The organism is Rhizobium arsenicireducens, from assembly GCF_964021225.1.
In genome coordinates this window covers 345389-368852 of sequence record NZ_CAXHYK020000001.1, presented here as the reverse complement: position 1 = coordinate 368852, position 23464 = coordinate 345389, and the positions used below count along the sequence as shown (strand labels likewise).

Sequence of the window (23464 nt, the reverse complement as noted above, 5' to 3'; positions counted from 1 at the left end):
ACACGGCGCCTCACGTCGCATACTGAAGTCGCGTCCGCCGCCGGGATCGAGAGTACGGGTGCATGGCGCAAGCGTATTGGTAGCTGGCGTGGGCGAGACTAGACCTGCTTCACCGCATTCAAGCCGTCGACCACCACGCAATTGCGGCCATTGTCCTTGGCTCGATAGAGTGCGGCATCGGCCCGCTCCACAAGATCCTGGGCGCGGAAACTTTCGTCGAGACGCGCCGTCGCCACCCCGAAACTTGCGGTCAACGGTGCGCCCATTACGGGTTCGACATGCACAATGCCCGCGGCCTCGATGGCATAGCGCAAGCGCTCGGCGATCGCCGCCGCCCCATGGGCCTCCATGCCCGGCAGAAGAACGATGAACTCCTCGCCCCCATAGCGAAAGACCGCGTCGCCCGCGATCCGGACTTCAGACGCCAGGATATCAGCGACCTGCTTGATGCATACGTCGCCCGCCGGATGTCCGAAATGGTCGTTGTATTCCTTGAACTTGTCGATATCGGCGATGATCACCGCAAGCCTGCCGTTTCCGGCCGCATCGGCGCTGATCCAGGAGAGGGTTTGCTCCAGCCCGCGCCGATTGCCGAGCCCCGTCATGGCATCATGGGTTGAAAGATCTTCGAGTTCCTCAGTCCGGAGGCCCTGCCGTAGCGCCTGGAGATAGTCGATGCGCATCTCACGCTCGATGGTATAGCCGGCGACCAGCGTGAAGATCGAGGCCGCGATCATCTGAAGACCGGCCATCAATTGGGACGGCAAGGTCAGCGCCTCGATGTTCCACATTGCGAACCCGTGGAGTACCACGCAGCCGAGGCTGACCGCCACCGCATAGCGGAAACGCAGGCGCTGCACGATCACACCGAGCAGCGGGACCAGCAGCAGCCCGTAGAGGTAATCCTTCGCCAAGGGATTCGAACGGGCCATGATGATGATGACGATAGCGACCGCTGCCGCCAGAGCTACCGCGGAGATCGCGCCTTCGCGCAAGGCAGGCGGAGGATTGCGGGAGATAAAGGCCAAAACGAGCAAGCCTAGGATCGTCACGCTGAGCCTTGCAGAGAGCGCAAGCCCGAACGCATCCGGTAGCGCCAGGTAGTCGATGATCAGGAAAAGATCGAAGGCCATCAGGGCGATAAACCCGCGCAACACAATTTCACGACAGCGCTGGGCACGAGTATCGGCCTCGAAACGCTTCTCGAGGACCGCAGGAAATTCAAGAAATCCCCGCTTCCCAGCCAGGGTGCGGTCGATCAGCGCACGATCGATGCCCCGCGTTCTCCCGCCCGGAGGAGGTATGCTGCTCCCGCTCAAAGGCATTCCCTCCGCATCTTCAACTTTCACGGACAGTATACATTAGCGACAATCGATTAAATCCCTTGAGGATGTATTTAGGATTCGATGAATTGCCGCCCAAACGAGGCTCACATGCTGAAAACAACGGCCGCGGAACATGGTTCCGCGGCCGCCGGGCGGTGGATTCTAAAGAAGACGAGCCTGGGGCGCCGCGAGGCTTCAGACGACCGTGCGTTGCGCCGGACGTGAAAACTTGCGGCCCGAGGCGACGATCATCCCGGCGGCATCGTGGAGCCAGCCGGCTTTCAGCTCCAGCGCCAGAAAGCGCTCGCGCGCGAAAGGCCCCGGCATGACGAGATGCCGCGCTTTTTTCGCGAAGAAGCCGAAGCGCTCATAATAGCTGGCATCGCCGACCAGCAGGATGGCGCCGTGTCCGCGCTTCTTCGCCTCGACGATCGCGGCGCGCACCAACGCCGAGCCGATGCCCTTACCCTCACGCGCGGCATCGACCGCCAGCGGGCCAAGCAGCAGCGCATCGACCGGCTGACCTTCGCGCGAGACGCCGGCCTCGATATTCCAAAGCCGGACCGTGCCGATCACGTGGCCGACGCGGTCACGCGCAACCAGCGCCAGCCCCTGTGCCGGAAAGCGATCCTTTCGGACCTTTTCCGAAGACTTCTTGCTACGATCAGCGCCCAGAGCGCGATCAAGCAAGGCCTCCCGGGCGACGACGTCGGCCGGCGTTTCACGATCGATGACAAAAGCAGGCGTAGATGCAGGCGCGAACAATGCACGCACGACGTCCAGAACAGCGGCCATGGCGGCCTCCCGTACCAAGATGTGTTTCGATGATGGTCTATTGCGCCGCGCCGGTCCAACCGGCGCGGTCGTCAAAAGGTCCGATAGACCTCAGATGACGTAGGACCTCAGCGGCTCGAAGCCGTTGAAGGCGACCGCCGAATAGGTCGTCGTATAGGCGCCTGTGCCCTCGATCAGAACCTCGTCGCCGATCGTCAGCGAGAGCGGCAGCGGATACATGTTCTTTTCGTACATGACGTCGGCTGAATCGCAGGTTGGGCCGGCGAGTACGCAGGGCTCCATCTCGTCCGCATCGCGCTCCGTGCGGATCGGATAGCGGATCGCCTCGTCCATGGTCTCGGCCAAACCGCCGAACTTGCCGATGTCGAGGAAGACCCAGCGGTGGGCGTCATTGTCCGACTTCTTCGAAATCAGCACGACTTCCGCCTTGATCACGCCGGCATTGCCCACCATGCCGCGGCCCGGCTCGATAATGGTCTGCGGGATGTGATTGCCGAAATGCTTCCTCAGCGCACCGGTGATCGCACGACCATAGGCTTCTGCCGAAGGGATGTCGCGCAGGTACTTGGTCGGGAAGCCGCCACCCATGTTCACCATCTGCAGGTGGATGCCCTGCTTGGCGAGCGAGGTGAAGACACGCTTGGCATCGGAAAGAGCCGCATCCCAGGCGTCGACCTTGGTCATCTGCGAGCCGACGTGGAAAGACACGCCGAACGAATTGAGGCCGAGTTGGTGGGCGTAGACGAGCACATCGACGGCCATCTGCGGCACGCAGCCGAACTTGCGCGAAAGCGGCCACTCGGCACCCTCACCATCGGTCAGCACGCGGCAGAACACGCGGGCGCCGGGGGCCGCGCGAGCAATCTTCTCGACTTCCTCGTGACTGTCGACGGCGAACAGATCGATGCCGAGCGCATGGGCGCGGGCGATGTCACGCTCCTTCTTGATCGTGTTGCCGTAGGAGATCCGGTTTGCGGTTGCGCCGGCGTCGAGCGCCATCTGTATTTCGGCGACCGAAGCGCAATCGAAGCTCGAACCAAGCGAGGCGAGCAGCTTGAGGATTTCCGGAGCCGGGTTGGCCTTGACGGCATAGTAGATCGCGCTGTCCGGCAGGGCGTGGCGGAAGGCGCCGAAGTTTTCGCGTACGACGTCAAGGTCGACTACGAGGCAGGGACCTTCCGGACGTCGGGTGTTGATAAAGTCGAGGATACGAGCGGTGGTCATGGGTCTATCCCTCTCAAGTTCCAAGGTTCCCGGACTCGTTGCCGAGAACGGAAGGACAAAGGACGACGAGAACTCGATCGAAATCAGCCGGTGGAAACGCTGAGACCGTACGAGCGCTCGAAGCGCGAACAGTGAACGGACACCCTGCCAGGAGCGTCAATTCGGCTTTGTCTGCCATGGATTGGTGGGATGACCCAACCGCACTTCCGGCAATGATGGTGTGCCTCTGAAGTAACTCCGGCTGATGGAAAGCCGGAAGAGACTAGAAAGGCCCGCACCGTCGTTGCTTCAGATGTCCTCGCATTTCCCGGATGGCCGGAATAGCGACTGGAGGGGTTAATTCCAGGTACCTTACCGATTTCCTCACCACATCGAGGACCGGCGGACACCCATGGGCACGTGCGACTTTGGGCTGAAGTTCAGATATGAATGTTCGCGGTCATAATCAAGCGTTTTTTGATCCCGCGGACAGAAAAATGATTGAACGATCCAGCGGTTATGTTCACAGTTCGAACATAGTATCGGGAGGAACTGGTTCATGGACACGCTGACGCGCATTCGCGCCTTTATCGACGTCGTTGAAGCCGAAGGTTTTTCCGCCGCCGCCCGCAAGACCGGACGGTCCAAGGCGCTTCTGTCGAAATACGTGCGCGAACTGGAAGACGAACTCGGCGCCCTGTTGCTGAACCGCACGACAAGGCAGTTCTCGATGACCGAGGCCGGCCATACCTACTACCGCAGCGCGACCGAAATCCTTAAAGAGATCGACAGTCTGGCCGATCTGGTGCGTGAAAATATCACGGACCTGAAGGGCAAGCTCAAGATCACCGTGCCGCGCACCTTCATCGACGCCGAGGTCGGCCAGTCACTGATCGATTTCGCCACGCAGCACCCTGACCTCTCGCTCGAGATCATCGCCGAGGATCGGTTCGTCGATCTGGTCGAGGAAGGCTTCGACCTGGCGATCCGCATCACCAAGCTCGATGATTCGGCCCTCATCGCCAAGAAGCTCTCCGACTTCCGGATCTTTGCCTGCGCCACCCCGGCCTTTATCGAGAAGCATGGGCCGCTCCTACATCCGCAGGATCTCTCTCGCGTACCGTTTCTCGTCGATACCAACTCCCGCGCTCACAACACGGTGCGGTTCGTCGAGCCGCAGGGTAGCGCGATTTCGGTGGCGGTCAGCGGCCCGATCGAGGTCAACAGCCCCCTCGCCACCTTGCGTGCCGCGCGCGCCGGCCTCGGCGTCGCCATGATCCCGGACTTCATCGGTCGTCCCTACATCGAAACGGGCGAGCTCGTTTCCCTGTTCGATGACTACCTGCCAAAGGATCGCGGCATCTATGCCGTCTATCCGCATCGCCGCTACCTGCCGGCCAAGGTGCGAGCCCTTGTCGATTTTCTTCACGTCTGGTTCCGTCAGCAGGTCTGACAGCAAGGAGAGGCTGCTCCGAAGTCCCATTTCCGACGAAATTGTCAGACAGGGAGAAGTTCAGGGATTCGGGCGCAGGGGTAATGGCGACATGAGAACACGTTTGGCATTGATTGCGGCACTCCTCGGCACCCCCCTGCCGGCCTTTGCCCATCCGCATGTCTTTGCCGAGGCCCGACTCGAAATCGTCGCCGGCACGGACGGGACAGTTTCGGAACTGCGTAATGTCTGGCGTTTCGACGACATCTTCTCGTCCAGCGTGCTCATGGATTTCGACAAGAACAGCGACCTGAAGCTCGATCACGGCGAACTGAACGAGATCGCCGAGACGATCCGCACATCGATCGCCGACTACGGCTTCTTTACCTCCATCACCGCCAATGGCGCTTCGGTATCCGTTGCAAGGCCGGACGTGTTTCACGTTGACTTCAAAGACAATCAACTCCTCGTCTTCTTCGTCGCAAAGCCCGAAAAGGTGCTGCCGCTAAAGGGCAAGCTCACCATCGGCGTCTACGACCCGACCATGTACACCGCGATCGATTTCGCCAACGACGGGGACATGGTCACCGAAGGCGACGGCTTCAAGCTCTGCAAGCGCGCCGTGGTCCGGCCCGACCCGGATCAGATTATTGCCGAGAACCAGGCGAATCTGACATCGGCTTTCTTCGACGATCCGGCCGGCAGCGACATGACCAAGCTGTTCGCCACAAGGCTCGAGCTGACATGCTAATGCGACGCCTTGCCGGAGCAACGGCCGGTGCGGCCGTTGTCGTGATCGTCGCTGCCTCGCTGGCCCATGCCGCCTCGCCGCTCGGCATCGGTACAGCGGAGCCGGCATTCCAGACGACCGGTCCGTTCGGCGGCTTCCTTGCCTTCATCAACCAAAACCAGCAGGCCTTCTATCGGGCACTGACCGGGGCGTTGAAAGCCATGCGCGAGGACCCGGCCCACCTGTGGACCTTGATCGGCCTTTCCTTCGCCTATGGCGTCTTCCATGCCGCCGGCCCCGGCCACGGAAAGGCGGTCATTTCCTCCTACATAATCGCCAACGAGACCGAACTGCGGCGCGGCATCGCCATTTCCTTTATTTCCGCCTTCCTCCAAGGCGTCGTCGCGATCGCGCTGGTCGGGCTCGGCTATGCGGTTTTGCGCGGCTCGGCGATTTCCATGACCGATGCGACGCATGCTCTGGAGATCGCCAGCTTCGCCCTCGTCGTGGCCTTTGGCACCTGGCTCCTGCTGCGCAAGCTGAACGCCCTGCGAATCGCGCGGCGTGCGCCGGTCAGCGCCGCCCTGTTTCATGCGCCCTCGACAGGAAGCCTGTTTGACGTCCCCTCCCCGGCGACAGCCGCAGCGGGCAATGGCACAGGGCTCTCGTTCCGCGCGGTTGCCGTGGAACACGGACATGAAGCCCTTGCTCCCGGTTCGGTCTGCCCCGATTGCGGGGTGACCCACCTGCCTGACCCGCGCCTCCTGTCTTCCAGCAACTTCAGCTGGCGCGAAGCATCGTCGGCGATCGTCGCCGTTGGCCTCAGGCCCTGCTCGGGCGCACTTCTGGTGATGACCTTCGCCCTGTTGAACGGACTTTATCTCGGCGGGGTTCTGTCGGTCTTCGCCATGGCGCTCGGTACCGCGATCACCGTCTCGGCCCTCGCCGCCCTCGCCGTTTCGGCAAAGGGCCTGGCCGTCAGGCTGTCCGGCCCAGGCTCACCGATGGCACGGCGGGTCACAGATGCAATCGAGATCTTCGGGGCGCTGGCCGTGATTGCGCTCGGCGCGCTGCTGCTCGCCGCCTCTCTCCAGCCCTGAGAAGCGCGTCTACGACTGGTCGCGCCGCCGCTGATGGCGGGCCCGCAGCCACAGCACTATGAAGAAGGACATGATCCCCACGGTACCCACCACCGCAGCGAGCACCGGCGAAAAGTCGCCGATCCACAGGACCAACTTCGGCAGGCCGAGCAACACAAGGCCGAAGCCAAGCACGATGGCCAGCGCCGCATAGGCCGCCGACCGATTGCTTTTCTTATCGCTCTGGTTCTCGTTCATGCCGTCGCTCCCTTGACCAGGTCCGCCCGAATGTCTTCGAGCTTGCGGATCTGCCTGCCGTCCTCGGTAAAATTGCCGGGCGAAAGCCAGGCCTCGAAGGCGGCCTTGATGACCGGCCATTCACCGTCGATCATCGAAAACCAGGCGGTGTCGCGGTTCTTGCCCTTGGACAGCATGTGCTGGCGGAACACGCCCTCGAAGGTGAAACCGTAGCGCTCTGCCGTCATCCGGCTCGGCACGTTCTCATTGTGGCACTTCCACTCATAACGGCGATAGCCCAGATCGTCGAATACATGGCGCGCCATCAGGTAGTGCGCCTCGGTGGAAAGCGGCGTACGGCTCATCGCCGGACCATGGGCGACCGCCCCGACCTCAACGACGCCATTGGCCGGATCGGCCCGCATATAGCTGGCCATGCCGACGATCTTGCCCGTCTGCTTGTCACGGAAGACGTGCGGCACCCAGCCCCAGTTGCTCCGGACGCCATCGAGCCACGTTCCGAAGTCCTCGATGCCGGCGAAGTCCGGCTGGGTAAAATAGGTCAGCAGCGGATTGATTCCCATGCCGCCGAGACCATCCCAAAGGGCCTGGAGATGCGTCGCCTTGTCATAGGGTTCAACGGTAACGAAACGGCCTTCGAGACGAACCGGCTTCGGGGCCGGGCAGCCCTTGAATGTGGAAAGATCGCGCATGTCTGCCTCTTCATGTGTCGGCAAACGATTAGGCCAGCCGCCCGGCAAAGGCAACTGGCCGGCGCATTGTGATGGGGAGCGGTTCAGGCCTGGACAGACGAAACGGTCACCTCGATATGATCGACCAGCCCGTCGGCAAGGCCGAGGCGGCCGGCCAGCAGGTCGAGATAGCCGCGCTCGGCCCGGCTGTCGGGATCGATCGCCAGCCGCGAGGCGGTGTAGAGTTCGACCTTCTGCTCCTCGCTGACCGCCGCCTTGACGAGCGCATCGAGATCGGTGGGTGCGGCCAACTCCCTCTCTAGGAAGGCTTCGGCTTCCGCGCCGAGGCCCGAGAGGTGGATCTTGTCCATGACGCGGGCGCGCTCGGCGGCATCGATATGGCCGTCGGACTTGGCAGCGGCGATCATCGCACGCACGAGAATCAGGGCGAAATCGTCGGAGGCGGCGGGCGCCTCGACGCTGAACGGCGAGTCGGCCGGCGGCGGCAAGAGCTTCTGCTCGGCCTCAGCGACATCCTGCGGTGTCTTTCCGGCCTGGTAGTTCTTGTAGGCCTGATAGCCGATCCCGGCGATGGCAGCGAGACCTCCAAGCGTCACGGCGTTGCCGGCGAGCTTGCGCCCTGTCTTGGTGCCGAGAAGCACGGCGGCGATGGCGCCGGTTGCCAGCGGATTGTCCTTGGCAAGCTGGACGGCATCGCCGGCCTTCTGCTTAACGGTGCCGGTCGAGCCCGGCACCTGGGCACCGAGAAATTGATCAAGCAGCTTCTTCGCGTCGAACATCGGGATCTCCGTCGGTTTCGTCCTCGCATGCTAGATAAGAAGCGATCGCGAAATTACCATGACGCAGCGACGCTTTCCCTTCTGCGGCGTCAGCCGGCGAGAGCCGCTGCCTCTGCCGCGAGCTTGGTGATGCCCGCCCAATCGCCCGCCTCGACAAGCTCTTTCGGTGCGACCCAGGAACCGCCGACGCAGACCACATTCGGCAACGACAGGTAATCTCGCGCATTCTTGAGCGAAATGCCGCCGGTCGGGCAAAACAGTGTGCCGGCAAGCGGCGAGGACAGCGCCTTGAGATAGGCGACGCCACCGGCCTGCTCGGCGGGGAAGAACTTCAGCACCTGATAGCCTTCCTCGCGCAGTTGCATCACTTCGCTGGCGGTCGCAGCGCCTGGAAGCAGCGGAATTTCGGAAGACCGTGCGGCATGGATGAGTTCGCGCGTCGTGCCAGGGCTGACGATGAACTGCGAACCGGCCTTGACCGCCGCCTCGAAATGGGCCGGGTTGAGGATGGTACCGGCACCGACCACGGCGCCCTCGACCTCGGCCGCGACAAGGCGAACCGCTTCGAGCGCGGCATCGGTACGCATGGTGATCTCGATCGCCCTCAGCCCGCCAGCGACAAGCGCCCTTGCGAGCGGCACAGCACTTGCCGCATCCTCGATGATCAGCACCGGAATAACCGGCTGCAGCCTGAGGGTGGAAAGGAGTTTTTCGATTTTTTCACTCACGGCAGGCATCCATTTCAAACGATTGAATTCGACCCAAGGATTATCGCGAACCTGTGTCATTGTCGAGACAAATGCGCGCGCTAAGGATGGTGACAGTTTGCATGGCCGTTCAACTGCGTTACGGTAACTGGGATTTTCACGATGGACGGCGAGATGGCAAAGGAAATCGAGCGCAAGTTCCTGGTGATCAATGACAGCTGGCGCGACTGCGTCACGTCGGCGACTGCAATGCGGCAGGCTTATCTATCGGTCAATTCCGATCGATCCGTCCGCGTACGGACCAGCAACGAAGATTCGGCGAAGCTCACGATCAAGTTTGGCAAGACCGCCCTGGTTCGGGACGAGTTCGAATATGACATCCCGCTCGATGAGGCGCTCGAAATGATCTCCTTTGCGATCGGCAGCGTCATCGAGAAGGTTCGCTACACCGTCGAGATCGGTGGCTTCACCTGGGAGATCGACGTCTTCGAGGGCGCCTTCCAGGGGCTCGTCATCGCCGAGGTGGAAATGCAGTCCGAGCAGGACCAGCCAGAGTTCCCACAGTGGCTCGGCCGCGAGGTGACCGGCGACCGTCGCTATTCCAACCAGGCGCTGGCCACCGAAAGGTTGAAGCCCGAGGTCGTGCATGCCGTATCGAATTAGACCGGACCATCCCTTCGGCGAGGAGGTCGTGGCGGTCGCGAGCGAACAGCTGCGGCGCGCCATCAGCGCCCTGGAAGACCAGCCCGAGGGCGTGCACGAAGCCATCCACGAGGCACGCAAGAAGTTCAAGCGCGTGCGTTCACTCTACCGCCTCGTCGCCTTGGACCAGAGACAATTCCGCGCCGCGGAGAACGCCCGGCTGCGCGACACAGCCCGGACCCTGTCCATCGTGCGCGATGCCACAGCGCTGATCGAGACCGTTGCTTATCTCGAGAGCCATGCGCTGAACGACGAGGAGAAAGATGCCCTCTCCCACGCGCGCGCGGCGCTCACCGAGCGGCGCGACGCACGGGCGCTCGCCGAAACCGACCTCCCGGAAAAGGTTTCAGGTGCCATCTCGGCCTGTCGCGAGGCAATCACCTCGCTGGAAAAGGCCACGTTTCCCTCCAGCCCGCGCAAGGCCGCCAAGCTGCTCGCCAAGGGCTGGCGCAAGGGTCTGGACCGGGCACGCGCTTCGCTCGACGATTGCCATCGCAGCGTTCACGAGGAAGTCTTCCACGAACTGCGCAAGGCCGGTCAGGCCTACTGGATGAACCTGTCGCTATTGCGCGACATCTGGCCTTCGGCCATGCGCGCCAAGCGAGCCGAAGCCAAGGCATTGGTGGACACGCTGGGCCATGAACACGACCTTGCGCTGCTCGCAGACCTTCTCGACCGGGAAACCGGGCTGATCGGCGGCGGCGAGGAATTCTCCCACCTGCTCGGCGCGATCATCCGCCAGCAACAGGAACTGCGCAGGGACGCGCTCGCAATCGCCGAGCACTTGTTCGGCGATACGCCGGCGCGCGAGGGCATGATCATCGAGGCTCTGTGGATCGCCGCAGCCACCGAATAGCCGACACTGCTGACATTTCTTGGCAGCAATCTCTTTAGGATCGAACCATGAGTTGTTCCGAACGCTTGTTGTCCCTGCTGCAGGTCCTGCGCCGCCATCGCCAGCCGGTGAGCGGAGCCGCGCTGGCGCGTGAACTGGGTGTCTCGCTGCGCACGCTCTACCGTGACATCGCCACCCTGCAGGCGCAGGGCGCCAACATCGAGGGCGAAGCGGGCGTGGGCTACGTGCTGCGCCCCGGTTACATGCTGCCGCCACTGATGTTCTCCCGCGAGGAGATCGAGGCGCTGGTCCTCGGCGCGCGGCTGGTGGCGCAACGGGCGGACCGTGAACTGGCAATTTCCGCCCGCGATGCCCTTGCCAAGATTACCGAAGTCCTGCCGGGCGAGCTGCGCGAGGAGCTCGCGTCGAGCACCTTGTTTGCAGGGCCAGGACTGCCTCTGCCGGAAGACCGCATCGACCTTGCCCGGATGCGCCATTTCATACGCTCGGAGCAGATGCTGAAGATCGCCTATCGCGACGAGAAGGGGAGCGCGACCGAGCGCGTAATCTGGCCCTTTGCCCTCACCTTCTTCGAGGGCGCCCGCGTGGTGATCGCCTGGTGCATGCTGCGCAACGATTTCCGCCACTTCCGCACTGATCGCATGGACATCCTGGAAGGTCCCCTGGCCCGCTACCCGAAGCGCCGGATGCAGTTACTCAAGGCATGGCGACAGCAAAACGACTATTCCGAGCGCACGCTGTAGCATGCTGTCATTTTTTGGCAGCAGAGAGGCCTAGTGTCTGGCTCTCAACCCAGGAGAAGCCCATGACACCGAACCTCGTTATTCTTTACGTCGACGACACCGAGAGGAGCTCCGCCTTCTACGAGGCCCTGCTCGAGGTCAAGCCCGCGGAACGCTCGCCGGCCTTTGCCATGTTCGTCTTCCCCGGCGGCATCAAGCTCGGCCTGTGGTCCCGCAAGGCCGTGGAGCCGGCCGTGACCGGCAGCACCGGCGCCTTCGAGATCGACGTGCCCCTGGCGAATGGCGCCGAGGTCGACGCGGCCTTTGCCCGCCTGTCCGCCGCCGGTCACACGATCTTGCAGGAGCCGACCGACATGGCATTCGGCCACAACTTCGTCATCGCCGACCCGGATGGCCATCGCATCCGCTTCTACAATCCTCCGGCGCGGTAGACGACACATGTCTGCGCGGACGTGACGAAGTCGCCCCCCGCCGCGCTTCCCCCCGGACGGCCAGGATTTGACAATATTCAAAGTGCCGTCCGGTGCACGAAAAACGTTGCGCGGCAAGGGCCGAGGCAGTATTCCCCGGCCATGACCGACGATTTCCAAACCCCTCGCCATGAAGAGGGCGGCGCCTTCTGTGTTGCCGCGCTCTATCATTTCGCCCGTTTCCCGCGCTTCGAGAGCTTTCGCGCCGAGCTTGATGCCGTCGCGCGCGAAAACGGCATCAAGGGCACGCTGCTGCTGGCCGCCGAAGGCATCAACGGCACGATCGCCGGCACCAACGAGGGCATCGCGAAAATCCTCGCCTTCCTGCGCGCCCAACCTGAATTTGCTGCGCTCGTGCACAAGGAAAGCCGCGCCTCGAAAATGCCGTTCCTGCGCATGAAGGTGCGACTGAAGAAAGAGATCGTCACGATGGGCGTCGAGAATATCGACCCCAACAAGATCGTCGGCACCTATGTCGATCCGAAGGACTGGAACGCGCTGATTTCCGATCCCGACACCATCGTCATCGATACCCGCAACGACTACGAGACGGCGATCGGCATCTTCAAGGGCGCGATCGACCCGAACATCAAGACCTTCCGCGAATTCCCCGACTGGATGCGCAACAATCCCGGCCTGCACAACAAGCCCAAGCTCGCCATGTATTGCACCGGCGGCATACGTTGCGAGAAGTCGACGGCCTTCGCCAAGGAAATGGGCTTCGACGAGGTCTACCACCTCAAGGGCGGCATCCTGAAATATCTCGAGGAAGTGCCCGCGGAAGAAAGCCTGTGGGACGGCGCCTGCTTCGTCTTCGACGAGCGCGTCTCGATAACCCACGGCCTGAAGCAGGGCGAGCACACGCTCTGCCACGCCTGCCGCTACCCGCTGACGGCGGAAGAGGTGACATCGCCGAAGTTCGAGGAGGGTGTCTCCTGCCCGCACTGCTACGACAGCCGCACCGAGGCAGATCGTGACCGCTACCGCCAACGCCAAATGCAGATCGCGCTTGCCAAGAAACGCGGCGAGAAGCACATCGGCAGCTGAAGGGCCTTTCCTTCGCATCTCGGGAGAGCCACTCGCTTCGCCAATCAGTGCCAGTCCTGCCTGTGACGCGCCTTGATGCTCTCGATATCGGCCAGCAGAACCTTGAACGCCTCGACCGCTTTTTGCGGCGCGAAAGGCAAGATGGCGGGGGATCAGACTTGGCGGCAAGAGGCGCAGGATCCGCCGGTGCCCATCGTATTCAAAACGTCGTCCCCTCCCCTTGCGGGGAGGGGTAATGTCTGTAGCGCCCGCTTACCAGCCGGCGACCACGGCGCCCTTGAACTCTTCAGCGACGAAGGCCTTGATCTCGTCGTTGTAGTAAGATTTGAGCAGCGTCTTCAGCCAAGCGGCGTCCTTGTCGGCGACGCGCACGGCGATGACGTTCACATAGGGGGCCTTCTCACCTTCGATGGCGATCGAGTCCGTCTTCGGGTTCAGGCCCGCCTCGATGGCATAGTTGGTGTTGATCACCGAGGCATCAACATCGTCGAGCGAACGCGGCAGCTGGGCGGCGTCGAGTTCGACGAATTCGATGTTCTTCGGATTCTCCGTGACATCCGCCGGACCGATCTTCAGACCCTTGGCGGCATCGACCTTGATCAAGCCCTTGTCGGCCAGCACCAGCAACGCGCGACCGCCATTGGTGGGATCGTTCGGGATCGCAACCTTGGCGCCGTCCGCCAGTTCGTCGAGGCTCTTCACCTTCTTGGAATAAATGCCCATGGGGAAGTTGACCGTCGGGCCGACGCTGACGATCTCGTAGCCGCGGTCGGCAATCTGGTTGTCGAGATAGGGCTGGTGCTGGAAGGAGTTGGCGTGAAGGTCGCCATCGGCCAGCGCCTGGTTCGGCACGACATAGTCGGAGAACTCGAGGATCTCGATCTCAAGCCCCTTCTTGGCCGCGACTTCCTTGACCTTTTCCATGATCTGCGCGTGCGGGCCGGGCGTCACGCCGACCTTGATGTTCTCGGCCAGCGCAGCCGTGGAAAAGAGGGCTGCAACTGCAGCAACAGCGATCAATTTCTTCATTTCATGTCACTCCTTGGTTTTCTAATGACGGGATTTCAGTTCTTTCGGCTGCGCTTGTCGAAGCGCCGGGCCAGATGGTCACCGGCGCTCTGCACCGCCTGGACGAGAACGATCAGCACGACGACCACCGCCAGCATGACGTCCGGCATGAAGCGCTGGTAGCCGTAGCGGATGCCGAGGTCACCAAGCCCGCCGCCGCCGACCGCGCCGACCATGGCGGAATAGCCGATCAGGCTCACCGCCGTCAGCGTCAGGGCCATGGCAATGCCGGGCTTGGACTCGGCGAGCAACACCTTGGTGACAATCTGGAACGGGGTGGCGCCCATGGCGCGTGCCGCCTCAATCAGCCCCTTGTCGACCTCGCGGATCGCCGCCTCAATCAGGCGCGCGATGAAGGGAATGGTGGCAACCGTCAAGGGGACGATCGCAGCGGCAGTGCCGATCGAAGTTCCTGTAACGAGCCGGGTGAACGGGATGATCGCCACGACAAGGATAATGAAGGGCGTCGAGCGTGCCGCGTTGACGATCAACCCAACGATGCGGTTAACGGTCGGGGCCGCGAAAAGCTCCCCCCTGCCGCTGGTCGCCAGGAACACACCGATCGGCAGGCCGATCACCGTGCCGATCACGCCGGCGACAGCGACCATCTGCAAGGTTTGCCAAAGTGCCTTGAGCAGCAGACTGAAAAGCATGTCATACGCCATAGCCGAGCACCTCCGTGACGAGACCTGTCTGCTGATAGAAACGGCTGGCCCGTTCCAGGGTCGCCGGATCGGCCGGATAGGAGACGACAAGCGAACCGAAAGGCTCTCCGGCGATCTCGTCGATCGCGCCGGCCAGAATGTTGATTTCGGCGCCGAGTTCGGCAACCAGCCGCGCAGTCAGCGGCTGGAACGCCGTTTCACCGAAGAAGACGAGCCGTACCAGCGCCCTGTCACCCGGCGAAGGCTCATCCCTCAGATCCGAACGGATCCACTCCGGTAGCTTCGCCCCGATCGAGGCCGAGAGAAGCGCCTGCGTTGTCTCATGCTTTGGAGCGGTAAAAACGTCGAAGGTGCGGCCATGCTCAACGATCAGCCCACGGTCAATCACCGCCACCTGCGAGGCGATGGTCTTCACCACCTCCATCTCGTGGGTGATCAACAGGACGGTGAGGCCCAGATCGTGGTTGATGGTCTTCAGAAGTTCGAGAATCGACTGGGTCGTTTCCGGATCGAGCGCAGATGTCGCCTCGTCGGACAGCAGCAGCTTCGGCTCCGTGGCAAGCGCCCGGGCAATGCCGACGCGTTGCTTCTGCCCGCCGGAGAGTTCGGCCGGATAGCGACCGGCCTTGTCCGAGAGCCCGACCAGTTCCATCAGAGGTTTCACCCGCGCGTCGATCGCCTGCCTGTCGATGCCGGCAATCTCCAGCGGCAAGGCGATATTGTCATGTACTGTGCGCGACGACAGAAGGTTGAAATGCTGGAAGATCATGCCGACCGAGCGGCGCAGCGTCCGGAAGCCCGCAGCGTCCAGCGCGCCTACATCGACGCCATCGACCAGCACCTTGCCGGATGAGGGAGTTTCAAGCCCGTTGACCAACCGGATCAGGGTCGATTTTCCCGCTCCCGAGCGGCCGATAATGCCGGTGATCGAACCCTTCGGCACCGTGTAGTCAATCCCGGAAAGCGCCGTGAAAGCCGGCTGCCCGTTGGAGCCGCCGAAATGCTTGGTGACGCCTTCGAAGGCGACCATCGGGTTTTGGGCAAGGGGTGCCTTGTCGCCGGGCGCACTCATCGGAAGCCCCCTGTTGGGGCGTTGGGCAGGTTTGGTCTGTTCGTCATGGAAGTCTCTTCAGTGAGCGTCGCCAATGGCGGCAAAGATGATCGTGTGCCGGATGGTCTATCGCGACATACACATTCGGACGGTTGGGCGCCGCTCTAGCATCATCAGTCTCACCTTTTCAAACCCGGCGGGCGCAGGTCAGCCATGCGCCGCGGAAATCTGGTCCGCTTATGCCACTCACCATCGCGTCCGGACAGAGATGTTTTTCCGCCCAGCAGGAAGAAAAGCGGAAAATTCGTCCAAGTCGAATGCCGCGCTGGGTCGGCAGGCGTGCCGCACTTCGGCGACACGCCGCTATTTCCGTCAGTTCATCACAGTAACGAAGTCGTCCTTCGGGCGGCGCACCTTCTTGAGATTGACGAGCCAATCACCATCCTCGGCACGATAGCCGAGCGGCAAGATCGTGACGGAGCGCAGACCGCGTTCGCGAAGCCCCAGGATCTCGTCGAGCTTGGCGGCGTCGAAGCCTTCCATTGGCGTCGAATCAACGCCCTCGAAGGCGGCGGCCGTCAGCGCAAGCCCGAAGCCGATATAGGCTTGGCGCGCCGCATGCTCGAAGTTCACCTGCGGGTCGCGTGGCGGATAGGTGTCGAGCAGCATCTTGCGGTAACTCTCCCAGCCTTCGTTGACGAAACCGCGCTCCTCGTTCACCAGGTCGAACATGCCGTTGATGCGCTCGGGCGTGTAATTGTCCCAGGCGGCGAAGACGAGGAGATGCGACCCTTCGGTGACCTGGGCCTGATTCCAGGCGATTTCCTGGATCTTCGCCCGTGTCTGCGGATCCTTGACGACAATGATCTCGTAGGGTTGCAGGCCGCTAGAGGTCGGGGCCAGTCGCGCCGCTTCGAGAATGCGGTCGACCTTGTCTTCTGCAACGATCTTGGACGGGTCCATTTTCTTGGTGGCATAGCGCCAGTTGAGCTTTTCGATGAGCATGGGAGTGTACCTTTTCTAGTTGGTTGATACCGCCTCCCGCGGAACTGGGGCGCCGCTGCAGAGTTCGGTATCAAAACGTAACCAAGGCTAGATATGTAACTTGGAGGAAGACACAAGAAGGCACATAGGCTATACGAAGGCACATGGAGGTAACCGGAAATGTGCTCACCTTACGATCCGGCGCAATGCCCGACAGTCAGTGAAATGCTCTCGCGCCTGGGCGACAAATGGAGCGTTCTCGTCATCATGGTCCTGCGCAAGGGGCCGCAACGCTTCAGCGACCTGAAGCGTGCCGTGGTCGGCATTTCCCAGCGCATGCTGACCTTGACCCTGCGTGCGCTCGAGCGTGACGGCATGGTCAAGCGCACCGTCTATCCGACGGTCCCGCCCCGCGTGGAATACGAACTGACCGAGGTCGGGCAATCCTTCTCGGAGCCGATCGAAGCCGTGGGAGGCTGGGTGTTCAACAATTACAGTAAGATTCACGATGCCCGCGCCGAATTCGACCAGCGCACGGCCGCCGAACGCGGCAACGACAAGCTGATCCGCATAGGTTGAGGCTATGCCCCTCGGCAGCAGCCGACGGAGCGGAATTGATCAGCGTTTCGCAGGGTCTGTCACGCCCCCTTGTGATTGCCCTTCGGGAACAACGCTGCCAGCTCGCTATACCATTTGCCGCTCTTCTTGATCGTTCGCACCTGGGTGTCGTAGTCGACATGGACGAGGCCGAAACGCATCTTGTAGCCTTGCGCCCACTCGAAATTGTCCATCAGGCTCCAGGCGAAATAACCGCGCATCGGATAGCCGTCCTTGATGAGGTCGGCGACGACGCTCAAGTGCTCGGCATAGTAGTCGAGGCGCGGCTGGTCATCAACCTCGCCGTTCTCGACCTCCATGTTGTAGCAGGCGCCGTTCTCGGTGATGTAGCAGACCGGCAGGTCATACCGATCGTAGAGACCCTCGACCAACGACTTCAGCGCCGGGGCATATACTTCCCAGCCGATATCAGTCTTGACCGTGGAGACCGGCGGCGCATCGACGGTTGCCGGGAATTCCGCACCCGTCGTCGGATCGTCGGAGACCCGCATCGGCGTGTAGTAGTTGAGGCCCCACCAGTCGAGCTTCTGGTGGATGATCTCCATGTCGCCGTCCTTGATTTCCGGCATGCGTTCGCCCAGCGCCGCGAGAAAGGCGGCGGGATATTCACCCTTGAATACCGGATCGAAAAACACGCCGTTGTGGAACTCGAAGGCCCGTTCGGCCGCCGCCGCGTCGGCTTCGCTTGCAGAGCCGGCCACGACCGAATGGGCGTTCAGCACCAGCCCGGCCGGCACCTGCGGGGCCACCTGGCGGATCGCGTCGATACCCAGCCCATGGGCGAGATTGGTGTAATGCAGCGCATGCAGCGCCGCATCCATGTTCTTCTCGCCTGGCGCATGCTGGCCGTAGAGATGCGACAGCCAGACCGAGCACCAGGGCTCGTTGAAGGTCGCGACCGCATCCAGCCGGTCGCCGAGCCGCGCCATCACCACCTTGGCGTAGCGCTGGAAGGCATAGGCCGTCGAGCGTGCCGTCCAACCACCCTCGCCCATCAGCGTCAAGGGTAGATCCCAATGATAGAGCGTGGCGAAGGTCTTGATGCCGCGTGCCTTCAGCCCGTCGATCAGCTTGTCGTAGAAGTCGAGGCCCTTCTCGTTGATGCGCCCTGTGCCGTCGGGAATGACCCGCGGCCAGGCGATCGAGAAGCGATAGGCAGACACGCCCATATCCTTGATGAGATCGAGATCCTCTTCCCAGCGATGGTAGTGGTCGCAAGCCACATCACCATTGTGCCGGCCATGGACGCGGCCCGGCATGTTGGAAAAAGCGTCCCAGATCGACGGCTTGCGCCCATCGGCCTTGGTGGCGCCTTCGATCTGGTAGGAGGCGGTGGCGACACCAAATACGAAATCGCCGGGAAAGCGTTCGGCAAGCTTCTTTGGATCGGTCATCTGGATACCCTTCGTCTTCTGGGCAGGCGTGCGGCAAAGGCCTCTTCGTCAAGGCGCCCCAAAAATTATCGCCAGCGGCATATACCATTCACCAGAGCCGGTGAAGAGCGAGCGAAGAAAAAACTGCAACGTTGCAGGATTGAGTGTTTCCGGGACATTATTGATGCCCTGAAGGCTTCGAGATGGTGACCCGCTGATGATTTTCCTGCCGGCACCAATTCCAGTCGCCTGCGAGCGCGTCCCAACTGGACCTCGCCTTCCAAGCTCGGTACCCTTGCCGCATGACCAGCAAGGAAGGCGACAGCGCGCAGACGGTCCCGCCGGGTGCAAACGTGCAGACGCGGCATGTGGGCTCCGCCGGCGTCACCTTGACGCGCCTGCGCCATTCCGACTTCGAGACCCTCCAGCCAGCGCTTCCCGAATACACCTTTTCGATATTGCTCGCCGGTCGTTCCAGACCCTGGCGCGACATTGGCGACGGATTGACGATTCCCAAGGGCGCGGAAGGATATCGACATCAGGGTGCGGGTATCCTGACCCCTGCCGACACATCCGCTCTCTGGCGGGTCGAGGGCAATCACGACTGCCTGATTTTTTCCTTCCCCAAGGAAATGGTGGCACGGATGATCGAAGAGTTCACGCCGACGGGTGTGGCCTCGCTTGAGCGGCTGACAGGGCACGTGGTGCACGATCCGATTTTTGCCGCCGTCTCGACCGCGCTCTGGAAGGAAAGCATCAAGGCTGGCGAGGACGGCATCGGTCGCGCCTATGGCGACCATGGTGTCGCCCTCATTCTTGCCCGTCTCGCGCAGGAAGCGGAGCGCGCGCCATCGCCCGATGTTGCCCGGGGCGCGAAAGAGCAGCTGTCGCCCGGCAGCCTGAAGCGGGCGATCGAGTACATGCGCTCAACGGTGGCCGACGATCCGAGCCTGGAGGAGATCGCCACTGCGGCAGGCTTGAGCCAGTTCCATTTCCTGCGCGCTTTCAAGGCCTCCACGGGCAGAACGCCGTTTCAATGGCTGCAGGACTTCCGGATCGAACTCGCATCCGGCTTGTTGGCGGCCACTGACATGCCCCTCGCGCAGGTCGCCCTTGACGTCGGCTTCAAGAACCAGAGTCATTTCACCACCGTCTTTCGCCGTTCGACCGGCACGACCCCGGCGCAGTGGCGTGCGCGTGCCCGCGCATAGTTTTCGCAATCACGGGCAATGGCCCGCAACCAGCAGAAAGAACCTGCCCCGAACATATCCTAGGGAACAAGCGTCGGCACCGAAGCCGCCCGAAGGAGATTTGTCATGCAACCCAATGCAGCACGGAATACCTCGCCTGCAAACCACCCCTGCCCGCTTGATGTCGTGCGGGCTGTCTACCGTGCCTATGCTGGCCGCGATCTGGCCGCGATCCAGGCTCTCTACCATCCGGACTGCGAGATCTACCAGTCCGACCTCTTGCCATGGGGCGGCGAATATCGCGGCTATTTCGGCCTCCAGCAGTTCTTCACCCGGCTGACCAGCACGATCAACACCGAGATCGTCGACGAGCAACTGTTCGAGGCAGGCGACCGCGTGGTCAGTATCGGACGCACACGGGGCAAGGCCTGGGCGACGGGCCGGCAATTCGAGCTTCCCGCGGTCCATTTATATACCGTGCGAGAGGGAAAGATTGTTCGCTACGAAGCCTATGTCGACACGCCGGCCATGCTCTCGGCCTGCGCATCGGACTGACCGGCGCGCGGATATCCCAGCATCGCCGGGACTTGTTCAAGTCGCATGGGTCACCCTCTCCCCCATTCGCGGGGAGAGGCCGGAAGCAACCCCGTTGCTCCCGGTGGTGAGGGCAAAGCGACGAGGGGAGCTTCCGCTTGACCCCACGAGCGCGAAGTCACACCTTGACCCACGCCCCGTTGCCCTTCGACGAGGCCACGCAGGCCTCGACGAAAGCAACGCCTTTGACGCCGTCGTCGATGGTCGGATAGACCACCGCCGGATCGACGGCCTTGCCCGATTTCGAGGCGTTTATCGCAAGGGCGGCTTCCGAATAGATCGTCGCGAAGGCTTCGAGATAGCCTTCCGGATGGCCGCCGGGAATGCGGCTGACGCGCCCGGCTGCAGCCCCGGCGCCGGCACCGTTGCGCGGGATGAGCCGCTTCTGTTCGCCGAAGGGTGTGAACCACAAATAATTCGGGTTCTCCTGCTCCCATTCGAGACCGCCCTTCGTTCCATAGACCCGCAGGCGCAGGCCGTTCTCGTTGCCCGGCGCCACCTGGCTGCACCAAAGCATGCCCTTGGCCCCGCCTTCGAAGCGCAGCATCACATGCGCGTTGTCGTCGACCCGCCGCCCCTCGACGAAACTGTCGAGATCGGCCGCAAGGCTGTCGAGCCTCAGCCCCGAAACAAAGCAGGCGAGGTTGTAGGCGTGCGTGCCGATATCGCCGGTCGATCCACCGGCGCCCGCCTGCTTGGGATCGGTCCGCCAGACAGCCTGTTTGGCGCCGGTCTGCTCGACCGCCTCGGTTAGCCAGTCCTGCGCATATTCGGCCTGCACCACGCGGATCGCGCCGAGTGCACCCTCGGCCACCATTTCGCGGGCCTGGCGCACCATCGGATAGCCGGTGTAGTTTTGGGTCAGCACGAACAGCGCCTTCGACCGGTCGGCGACCTCTTTCAGCTTCTTCGCGTCCTCGAGGTTGGAGGTCAACGGCTTGTCGCAGATGACGTGGATGCCGCGCTCGAGAAAGGCTTTGGCCGCGGGATAGTGCATGTGATTGGGGGTGACGATCGACACCGCCTCGATGCCGTCGGGCCGGGCCGCTTCCCTCGCCGCCATCTCCTCGAACGAACCGTAGCAGCGCTCCGGATCGAGGCCCAGCTCGCGGCCGGAGGCGAGCGATTTCTCCGCCGTCGACGACAAGGCCCCGGCCACCAGATCGAAATGATCGTCGATGCGCGCCGCCATGCGGTGCACCCCGCCGATGAAGGCGCCCGACCCGCCGCCCACCATGCCGAGCCTGATCTTTTGCGTCCGCGCTTCCGTCTTTCCTTCGATTGCCATGAAATACGTCTCCCTTGTTGTCTCTGACACCCCCTCTGGCTGCCGCCATCTCCCCCACAAGGGGGAGAGCGTCCCTTGCCCACCTCCCTGCTTGAAGCAGGCACCGGGGCGGCGGCAAAGCCCCTCCCCCTTGTGGGGAGGGGTTGGGGAGGGGTCTTTCTTCTAAAGGCCGAGCATCCGGCGATTGGCCGCATCGTCGGTCCCGCCTGCGGCAAAATCGTCAAACGCATGTTCCGTCACACGGATGATATGATGCTTGACGAACTCGGCGCCTTCCCGGGCGCCGTCTTCCGGATGCTTCAGCGCGCATTCCCACTCGACCACGGCCCAGCCGTCGAAGTCGTTGGCTGCCATCTTGGAGAAGATCGCGCCGAAATCGACCTGGCCGTCGCCGAGCGAGCGGAAGCGCCCTGCCCGGTTCACCCAGCTCTGATAGCCGCCATAAACGCCCTGCCGGCCGGTCGGATTGAACTCCGCGTCCTTGACGTGGAACATCTTGATCCGGTCCTTGTAGATGTCGATGTTGTCGAGATAATCGAGGCATTGCAGCACATAGTGCGACGGATCGTAAAGCATGTTGGCGCGGGCATGCCCGCCGACGCGCTCAAGGAACATCTCGAAGGTGACGCCGTCGTGCAGGTCCTCGCCGGGATGGATTTCGTAACAGACATCGACGCCTTGCTCCTCGGCATAGTCGAGGATCGGCCTCCAGCGTTTGGCCAGCTCGTCGAAGGCGGTCTCGACGAGGCCGGCCGGTCGCTGCGGCCAGGGGTAGAAGTAGGGCCAGGCCAGCGCCCCGGAAAAGGTCGCGTGCGCGTTGATGCCGAGGTTGCGCGACGCCTTGAGCGCATACTTGACCTGTTCGACGGCCCATTCCTGCCGCGCCTTCGGGTTGCCGCGCACTTCCGGTGCGGCAAAGCCGTCGAACGCCCCGTCATAGGCCGGATGTACAGCAACCAATTGGCCCTGCAGATGGGTCGATAGTTCGGTGATCTCGACGCCGTTCGCCCGCGCCACACCGGCCAGTTCGTCGCAGTAGTCCTTGGATTCCGCTGCCTTTTTCAGGTCGATCAGTTGCCCGGCCCAAGTCGGCACCTGCACGCCGAGATAGCCTGCTTCTGCCGCCCATTTGGTGATCGCATCCCAGGAATTGAAGGGCGCGGCTTCGCCCGCAAACTGCCCTAGAAAGATGCCTGGCCCCTTGATCGTCTTCATGAATTCTCCTCCCCATCAGGTAATCCGGTGTATTTCCCGGTCTTGCGATCCACGTCTTTAAAAGCGGCTCCGGTTCATGTGCAAAATGCTGCCGCTGCCTCTCCTGCAACGTTGCAGTAAGGATTAGCGAAGTTTATAAAGGCACACAACTCCCGCTCTCGTCCTTTCCGCCGGGAGAGCCTGAATGGTATCCCGCCTGTCAGTCCTGTCCGAACGATGAGGAACCTCCATGGACGTAACTCCCTTTGTCGAACGCCGGTTCGATCTCGATGGCGTCGAGCTGCTCGCTCGCTTTCTAACTCCCGCCAGGGCGCCCGGCGGTGAGTTCCAATGCCCTTGGTCGATCTTCTGGCCTGATGGCGAGGCGCGCGGCTATGCCTGTGGCGAGGATGGGGTCCAGGCCCTGACACTTGCCATGCAGGCGGTTCATGACCGGCTTCTCGAGAGCGAGGCCAACAAGGCGGGACGCCTCACGCTCTGGGGCCAGACCGATCTCGACCTTCCTCCAAGCTGGACGGCAGGGCCGCTTTACCAGATCCCGCCACCCCCTGGCGGCTGGCCCACCGATAGCGAATAGCTGACTCAGCTCATGGAAGGCCG

Annotated in this window: 26 protein-coding genes; 12 read left to right on the top strand and 14 right to left on the bottom strand. The window is 62.4% G+C overall.

What is annotated here, in order from left to right:
• Window positions 1-98: 98 nt before the first annotated feature.
• The 3 genes from ACWPVA_RS01775 to odc2 form a co-directional block, all read right to left on the bottom strand.
• Window positions 99-1133 (bottom strand): diguanylate cyclase, encoded by a 1035-nt coding sequence (locus ACWPVA_RS01775; RefSeq protein WP_454286043.1) that lies wholly within the window; start codon window positions 1131-1133, stop codon window positions 99-101.
• A gap of 387 nt (window positions 1134-1520) precedes the next feature.
• Window positions 1521-2120: a GNAT family N-acetyltransferase gene (locus ACWPVA_RS01770; protein WP_454286042.1), complete on the bottom strand. Its 600-nt coding sequence runs from the start codon at window positions 2118-2120 to the stop codon at window positions 1521-1523.
• A 90-nt stretch (window positions 2121-2210) separates the two neighbouring features.
• Complete coding sequence (gene odc2, locus ACWPVA_RS01765; protein WP_454286041.1) at window positions 2211-3344, bottom strand: ornithine/lysine decarboxylase; 1134 nt, start codon at window positions 3342-3344, stop codon at window positions 2211-2213.
• 538 nt (window positions 3345-3882) lie between these two features.
• On the opposite strand from odc2, the gene ACWPVA_RS01760 reads away from it, so the two are divergent.
• The 3 genes from ACWPVA_RS01760 to ACWPVA_RS01750 all read left to right on the top strand — a co-directional run bounded on the left by ACWPVA_RS01760 (window position 3883) and on the right by ACWPVA_RS01750 (window position 6585).
• Entirely contained in the window at window positions 3883-4776 is an 894-nt protein-coding gene (locus tag ACWPVA_RS01760) for a LysR family transcriptional regulator (RefSeq protein ID WP_454286040.1), read from the top strand.
• 91 nt (window positions 4777-4867) lie between these two features.
• Window positions 4868-5506 carry a DUF1007 family protein gene (locus ACWPVA_RS01755; protein ID WP_454286039.1) on the top strand — a complete coding sequence of 213 codons (639 nt, stop codon included), beginning with the start codon at window positions 4868-4870 and terminating at the stop codon, window positions 5504-5506.
• A complete protein-coding gene (locus tag ACWPVA_RS01750) occupies window positions 5500-6585 on the top strand; it encodes a nickel/cobalt transporter (protein ID WP_454286038.1) in 1086 nt (361 codons plus the stop codon). Before ACWPVA_RS01755 ends, ACWPVA_RS01750 begins: the two co-directional genes overlap by 7 nt.
• A gap of 9 nt (window positions 6586-6594) precedes the next feature.
• Here ACWPVA_RS01750 and ACWPVA_RS01745 read toward each other — a convergent pair whose 3' ends face one another.
• From ACWPVA_RS01745 to ACWPVA_RS01730, 4 genes are all read right to left on the bottom strand, one after another.
• Entirely contained in the window at window positions 6595-6822 is a 228-nt protein-coding gene (locus tag ACWPVA_RS01745) for a hypothetical protein (protein WP_454286037.1), read from the bottom strand.
• Window positions 6819-7514 carry a GNAT family N-acetyltransferase gene (locus ACWPVA_RS01740; protein WP_454286036.1) on the bottom strand — a complete coding sequence of 232 codons (696 nt, stop codon included), beginning with the start codon at window positions 7512-7514 and terminating at the stop codon, window positions 6819-6821. Before ACWPVA_RS01740 ends, ACWPVA_RS01745 begins: the two co-directional genes overlap by 4 nt.
• 83 nt (window positions 7515-7597) lie before the next feature.
• The gene (locus ACWPVA_RS01735; protein ID WP_454286035.1) at window positions 7598-8293 is read right to left on the bottom strand and encodes a tellurite resistance TerB family protein; all 696 of its coding nucleotides are present in this window, start codon (window positions 8291-8293) and stop codon (window positions 7598-7600) included.
• A gap of 89 nt (window positions 8294-8382) precedes the next feature.
• On the bottom strand, window positions 8383-9021 hold the full coding sequence (locus tag ACWPVA_RS01730) for a 2-dehydro-3-deoxy-phosphogluconate aldolase (protein WP_454286034.1): 639 nt from the start codon (window positions 9019-9021) through the stop codon (window positions 8383-8385).
• Window positions 9022-9174: 153 nt separating this feature from the next.
• Here ACWPVA_RS01730 and ACWPVA_RS01725 point away from each other — a divergent pair, with 153 nt between their 5' ends.
• From ACWPVA_RS01725 to trhO, 5 genes are all read left to right on the top strand, one after another.
• Complete coding sequence (locus tag ACWPVA_RS01725) at window positions 9175-9663, top strand: CYTH domain-containing protein (RefSeq protein WP_454286033.1); 489 nt, start codon at window positions 9175-9177, stop codon at window positions 9661-9663.
• Window positions 9647-10558, top strand: a complete 912-nt coding sequence (locus tag ACWPVA_RS01720) for a CHAD domain-containing protein (protein ID WP_454286032.1) — start codon at window positions 9647-9649, stop codon at window positions 10556-10558. Before ACWPVA_RS01725 ends, ACWPVA_RS01720 begins: the two co-directional genes overlap by 17 nt.
• Window positions 10559-10605: 47 nt before the next feature.
• Entirely contained in the window at window positions 10606-11301 is a 696-nt protein-coding gene (locus ACWPVA_RS01715; protein WP_454286031.1) for a helix-turn-helix transcriptional regulator, read from the top strand.
• 62 nt (window positions 11302-11363) lie between these two features.
• Window positions 11364-11732, top strand: coding sequence for a VOC family protein (locus tag ACWPVA_RS01710; RefSeq protein ID WP_454286030.1), 369 nt, complete (start codon window positions 11364-11366; stop codon window positions 11730-11732).
• Between the two features lie 141 nt (window positions 11733-11873).
• Entirely contained in the window at window positions 11874-12818 is a 945-nt protein-coding gene (trhO, locus tag ACWPVA_RS01705; RefSeq protein WP_454286029.1) for an oxygen-dependent tRNA uridine(34) hydroxylase TrhO, read from the top strand.
• 252 nt (window positions 12819-13070) lie between these two features.
• Here trhO and ACWPVA_RS01700 read toward each other — a convergent pair whose 3' ends face one another.
• From ACWPVA_RS01700 to ACWPVA_RS01685, 4 genes are all read right to left on the bottom strand, one after another.
• The gene (locus tag ACWPVA_RS01700) at window positions 13071-13847 is read right to left on the bottom strand and encodes a MetQ/NlpA family ABC transporter substrate-binding protein (RefSeq protein WP_454286028.1); all 777 of its coding nucleotides are present in this window, start codon (window positions 13845-13847) and stop codon (window positions 13071-13073) included.
• Between the two features lie 35 nt (window positions 13848-13882).
• Window positions 13883-14539: a methionine ABC transporter permease gene (locus ACWPVA_RS01695; RefSeq protein ID WP_454286027.1), complete on the bottom strand. Its 657-nt coding sequence runs from the start codon at window positions 14537-14539 to the stop codon at window positions 13883-13885.
• 1 nt (window position 14540) lies between these two features.
• Window positions 14541-15581, bottom strand: a complete 1041-nt coding sequence (locus ACWPVA_RS01690; RefSeq protein WP_454289500.1) for a methionine ABC transporter ATP-binding protein — start codon at window positions 15579-15581, stop codon at window positions 14541-14543.
• A gap of 393 nt (window positions 15582-15974) precedes the next feature.
• Entirely contained in the window at window positions 15975-16607 is a 633-nt protein-coding gene (locus tag ACWPVA_RS01685) for an NAD(P)H-dependent oxidoreductase (protein ID WP_454286026.1), read from the bottom strand.
• A gap of 159 nt (window positions 16608-16766) precedes the next feature.
• Between ACWPVA_RS01685 and ACWPVA_RS01680 the strand changes: the two genes are divergently transcribed.
• Window positions 16767-17165 carry a winged helix-turn-helix transcriptional regulator gene (locus tag ACWPVA_RS01680; protein WP_454286025.1) on the top strand — a complete coding sequence of 133 codons (399 nt, stop codon included), beginning with the start codon at window positions 16767-16769 and terminating at the stop codon, window positions 17163-17165.
• Window positions 17166-17224: 59 nt separating this feature from the next.
• Here the strand turns inward: ACWPVA_RS01680 and ACWPVA_RS01675 are convergent, their stop codons facing one another.
• The gene (locus ACWPVA_RS01675) at window positions 17225-18598 is read right to left on the bottom strand and encodes a GH1 family beta-glucosidase (protein WP_454286024.1); all 1374 of its coding nucleotides are present in this window, start codon (window positions 18596-18598) and stop codon (window positions 17225-17227) included.
• A 281-nt stretch (window positions 18599-18879) separates the two neighbouring features.
• Between ACWPVA_RS01675 and ACWPVA_RS01670 the strand changes: the two genes are divergently transcribed.
• Window positions 18880-19788 carry a helix-turn-helix domain-containing protein gene (locus ACWPVA_RS01670; protein ID WP_454286023.1) on the top strand — a complete coding sequence of 303 codons (909 nt, stop codon included), beginning with the start codon at window positions 18880-18882 and terminating at the stop codon, window positions 19786-19788.
• Window positions 19789-19893: 105 nt separating this feature from the next.
• Window positions 19894-20322 (top strand): nuclear transport factor 2 family protein, encoded by a 429-nt coding sequence (locus ACWPVA_RS01665; RefSeq protein WP_454286022.1) that lies wholly within the window; start codon window positions 19894-19896, stop codon window positions 20320-20322.
• A gap of 157 nt (window positions 20323-20479) precedes the next feature.
• On the opposite strand, the gene ACWPVA_RS01660 is transcribed toward ACWPVA_RS01665, so the two are convergent.
• Together ACWPVA_RS01660 and ACWPVA_RS01655 are read right to left on the bottom strand one after the other, a co-directional pair.
• On the bottom strand, window positions 20480-21649 hold the full coding sequence (locus tag ACWPVA_RS01660; protein ID WP_454286021.1) for a Gfo/Idh/MocA family protein: 1170 nt from the start codon (window positions 21647-21649) through the stop codon (window positions 20480-20482).
• A gap of 162 nt (window positions 21650-21811) precedes the next feature.
• Window positions 21812-22864 (bottom strand): sugar phosphate isomerase/epimerase family protein, encoded by a 1053-nt coding sequence (locus tag ACWPVA_RS01655; protein ID WP_454286020.1) that lies wholly within the window; start codon window positions 22862-22864, stop codon window positions 21812-21814.
• 229 nt (window positions 22865-23093) lie between these two features.
• Between ACWPVA_RS01655 and ACWPVA_RS01650 the strand changes: the two genes are divergently transcribed.
• A complete protein-coding gene (locus ACWPVA_RS01650; RefSeq protein ID WP_454286019.1) occupies window positions 23094-23441 on the top strand; it encodes a DUF6968 family protein in 348 nt (115 codons plus the stop codon).
• Window positions 23442-23464: the final 23 nt, after the last annotated feature.

Coding starts and splice junctions, on each gene's coding strand:
- ACWPVA_RS01775 (WP_454286043.1), bottom strand. CDS start 1,133: ATGGCCTTCGATCTTTTCCTGATCATCGACTACCTGGCGCTACCGGAT.
- ACWPVA_RS01770 (WP_454286042.1), bottom strand. CDS start 2,120: ATGGCCGCTGTTCTGGACGTCGTGCGTGCATTGTTCGCGCCTGCATCT.
- odc2 (WP_454286041.1), bottom strand. CDS start 3,344: ATGACCACCGCTCGTATCCTCGACTTTATCAACACCCGACGTCCGGAA.
- ACWPVA_RS01760 (WP_454286040.1), top strand. CDS start 3,883: ATGGACACGCTGACGCGCATTCGCGCCTTTATCGACGTCGTTGAAGCC.
- ACWPVA_RS01755 (WP_454286039.1), top strand. CDS start 4,868: ATGAGAACACGTTTGGCATTGATTGCGGCACTCCTCGGCACCCCCCTG.
- ACWPVA_RS01750 (WP_454286038.1), top strand. CDS start 5,500: ATGCTAATGCGACGCCTTGCCGGAGCAACGGCCGGTGCGGCCGTTGTC.
- ACWPVA_RS01745 (WP_454286037.1), bottom strand. CDS start 6,822: ATGAACGAGAACCAGAGCGATAAGAAAAGCAATCGGTCGGCGGCCTAT.
- ACWPVA_RS01740 (WP_454286036.1), bottom strand. CDS start 7,514: ATGCGCGATCTTTCCACATTCAAGGGCTGCCCGGCCCCGAAGCCGGTT.
- ACWPVA_RS01735 (WP_454286035.1), bottom strand. CDS start 8,293: ATGTTCGACGCGAAGAAGCTGCTTGATCAATTTCTCGGTGCCCAGGTG.
- ACWPVA_RS01725 (WP_454286033.1), top strand. CDS start 9,175: ATGGCAAAGGAAATCGAGCGCAAGTTCCTGGTGATCAATGACAGCTGG.
- ACWPVA_RS01720 (WP_454286032.1), top strand. CDS start 9,647: ATGCCGTATCGAATTAGACCGGACCATCCCTTCGGCGAGGAGGTCGTG.
- ACWPVA_RS01715 (WP_454286031.1), top strand. CDS start 10,606: ATGAGTTGTTCCGAACGCTTGTTGTCCCTGCTGCAGGTCCTGCGCCGC.
- ACWPVA_RS01710 (WP_454286030.1), top strand. CDS start 11,364: ATGACACCGAACCTCGTTATTCTTTACGTCGACGACACCGAGAGGAGC.
- trhO (WP_454286029.1), top strand. CDS start 11,874: ATGACCGACGATTTCCAAACCCCTCGCCATGAAGAGGGCGGCGCCTTC.
- ACWPVA_RS01700 (WP_454286028.1), bottom strand. CDS start 13,847: ATGAAGAAATTGATCGCTGTTGCTGCAGTTGCAGCCCTCTTTTCCACG.
- ACWPVA_RS01695 (WP_454286027.1), bottom strand. CDS start 14,539: ATGCTTTTCAGTCTGCTGCTCAAGGCACTTTGGCAAACCTTGCAGATG.
- ACWPVA_RS01690 (WP_454289500.1), bottom strand. CDS start 15,581: ATGGTCGCCTTCGAAGGCGTCACCAAGCATTTCGGCGGCTCCAACGGG.
- ACWPVA_RS01685 (WP_454286026.1), bottom strand. CDS start 16,607: ATGCTCATCGAAAAGCTCAACTGGCGCTATGCCACCAAGAAAATGGAC.
- ACWPVA_RS01680 (WP_454286025.1), top strand. CDS start 16,767: ATGTGCTCACCTTACGATCCGGCGCAATGCCCGACAGTCAGTGAAATG.
- ACWPVA_RS01675 (WP_454286024.1), bottom strand. CDS start 18,598: ATGACCGATCCAAAGAAGCTTGCCGAACGCTTTCCCGGCGATTTCGTA.
- ACWPVA_RS01670 (WP_454286023.1), top strand. CDS start 18,880: ATGACCAGCAAGGAAGGCGACAGCGCGCAGACGGTCCCGCCGGGTGCA.
- ACWPVA_RS01665 (WP_454286022.1), top strand. CDS start 19,894: ATGCAACCCAATGCAGCACGGAATACCTCGCCTGCAAACCACCCCTGC.
- ACWPVA_RS01660 (WP_454286021.1), bottom strand. CDS start 21,649: ATGGCAATCGAAGGAAAGACGGAAGCGCGGACGCAAAAGATCAGGCTC.
- ACWPVA_RS01655 (WP_454286020.1), bottom strand. CDS start 22,864: ATGAAGACGATCAAGGGGCCAGGCATCTTTCTAGGGCAGTTTGCGGGC.
- ACWPVA_RS01650 (WP_454286019.1), top strand. CDS start 23,094: ATGGACGTAACTCCCTTTGTCGAACGCCGGTTCGATCTCGATGGCGTC.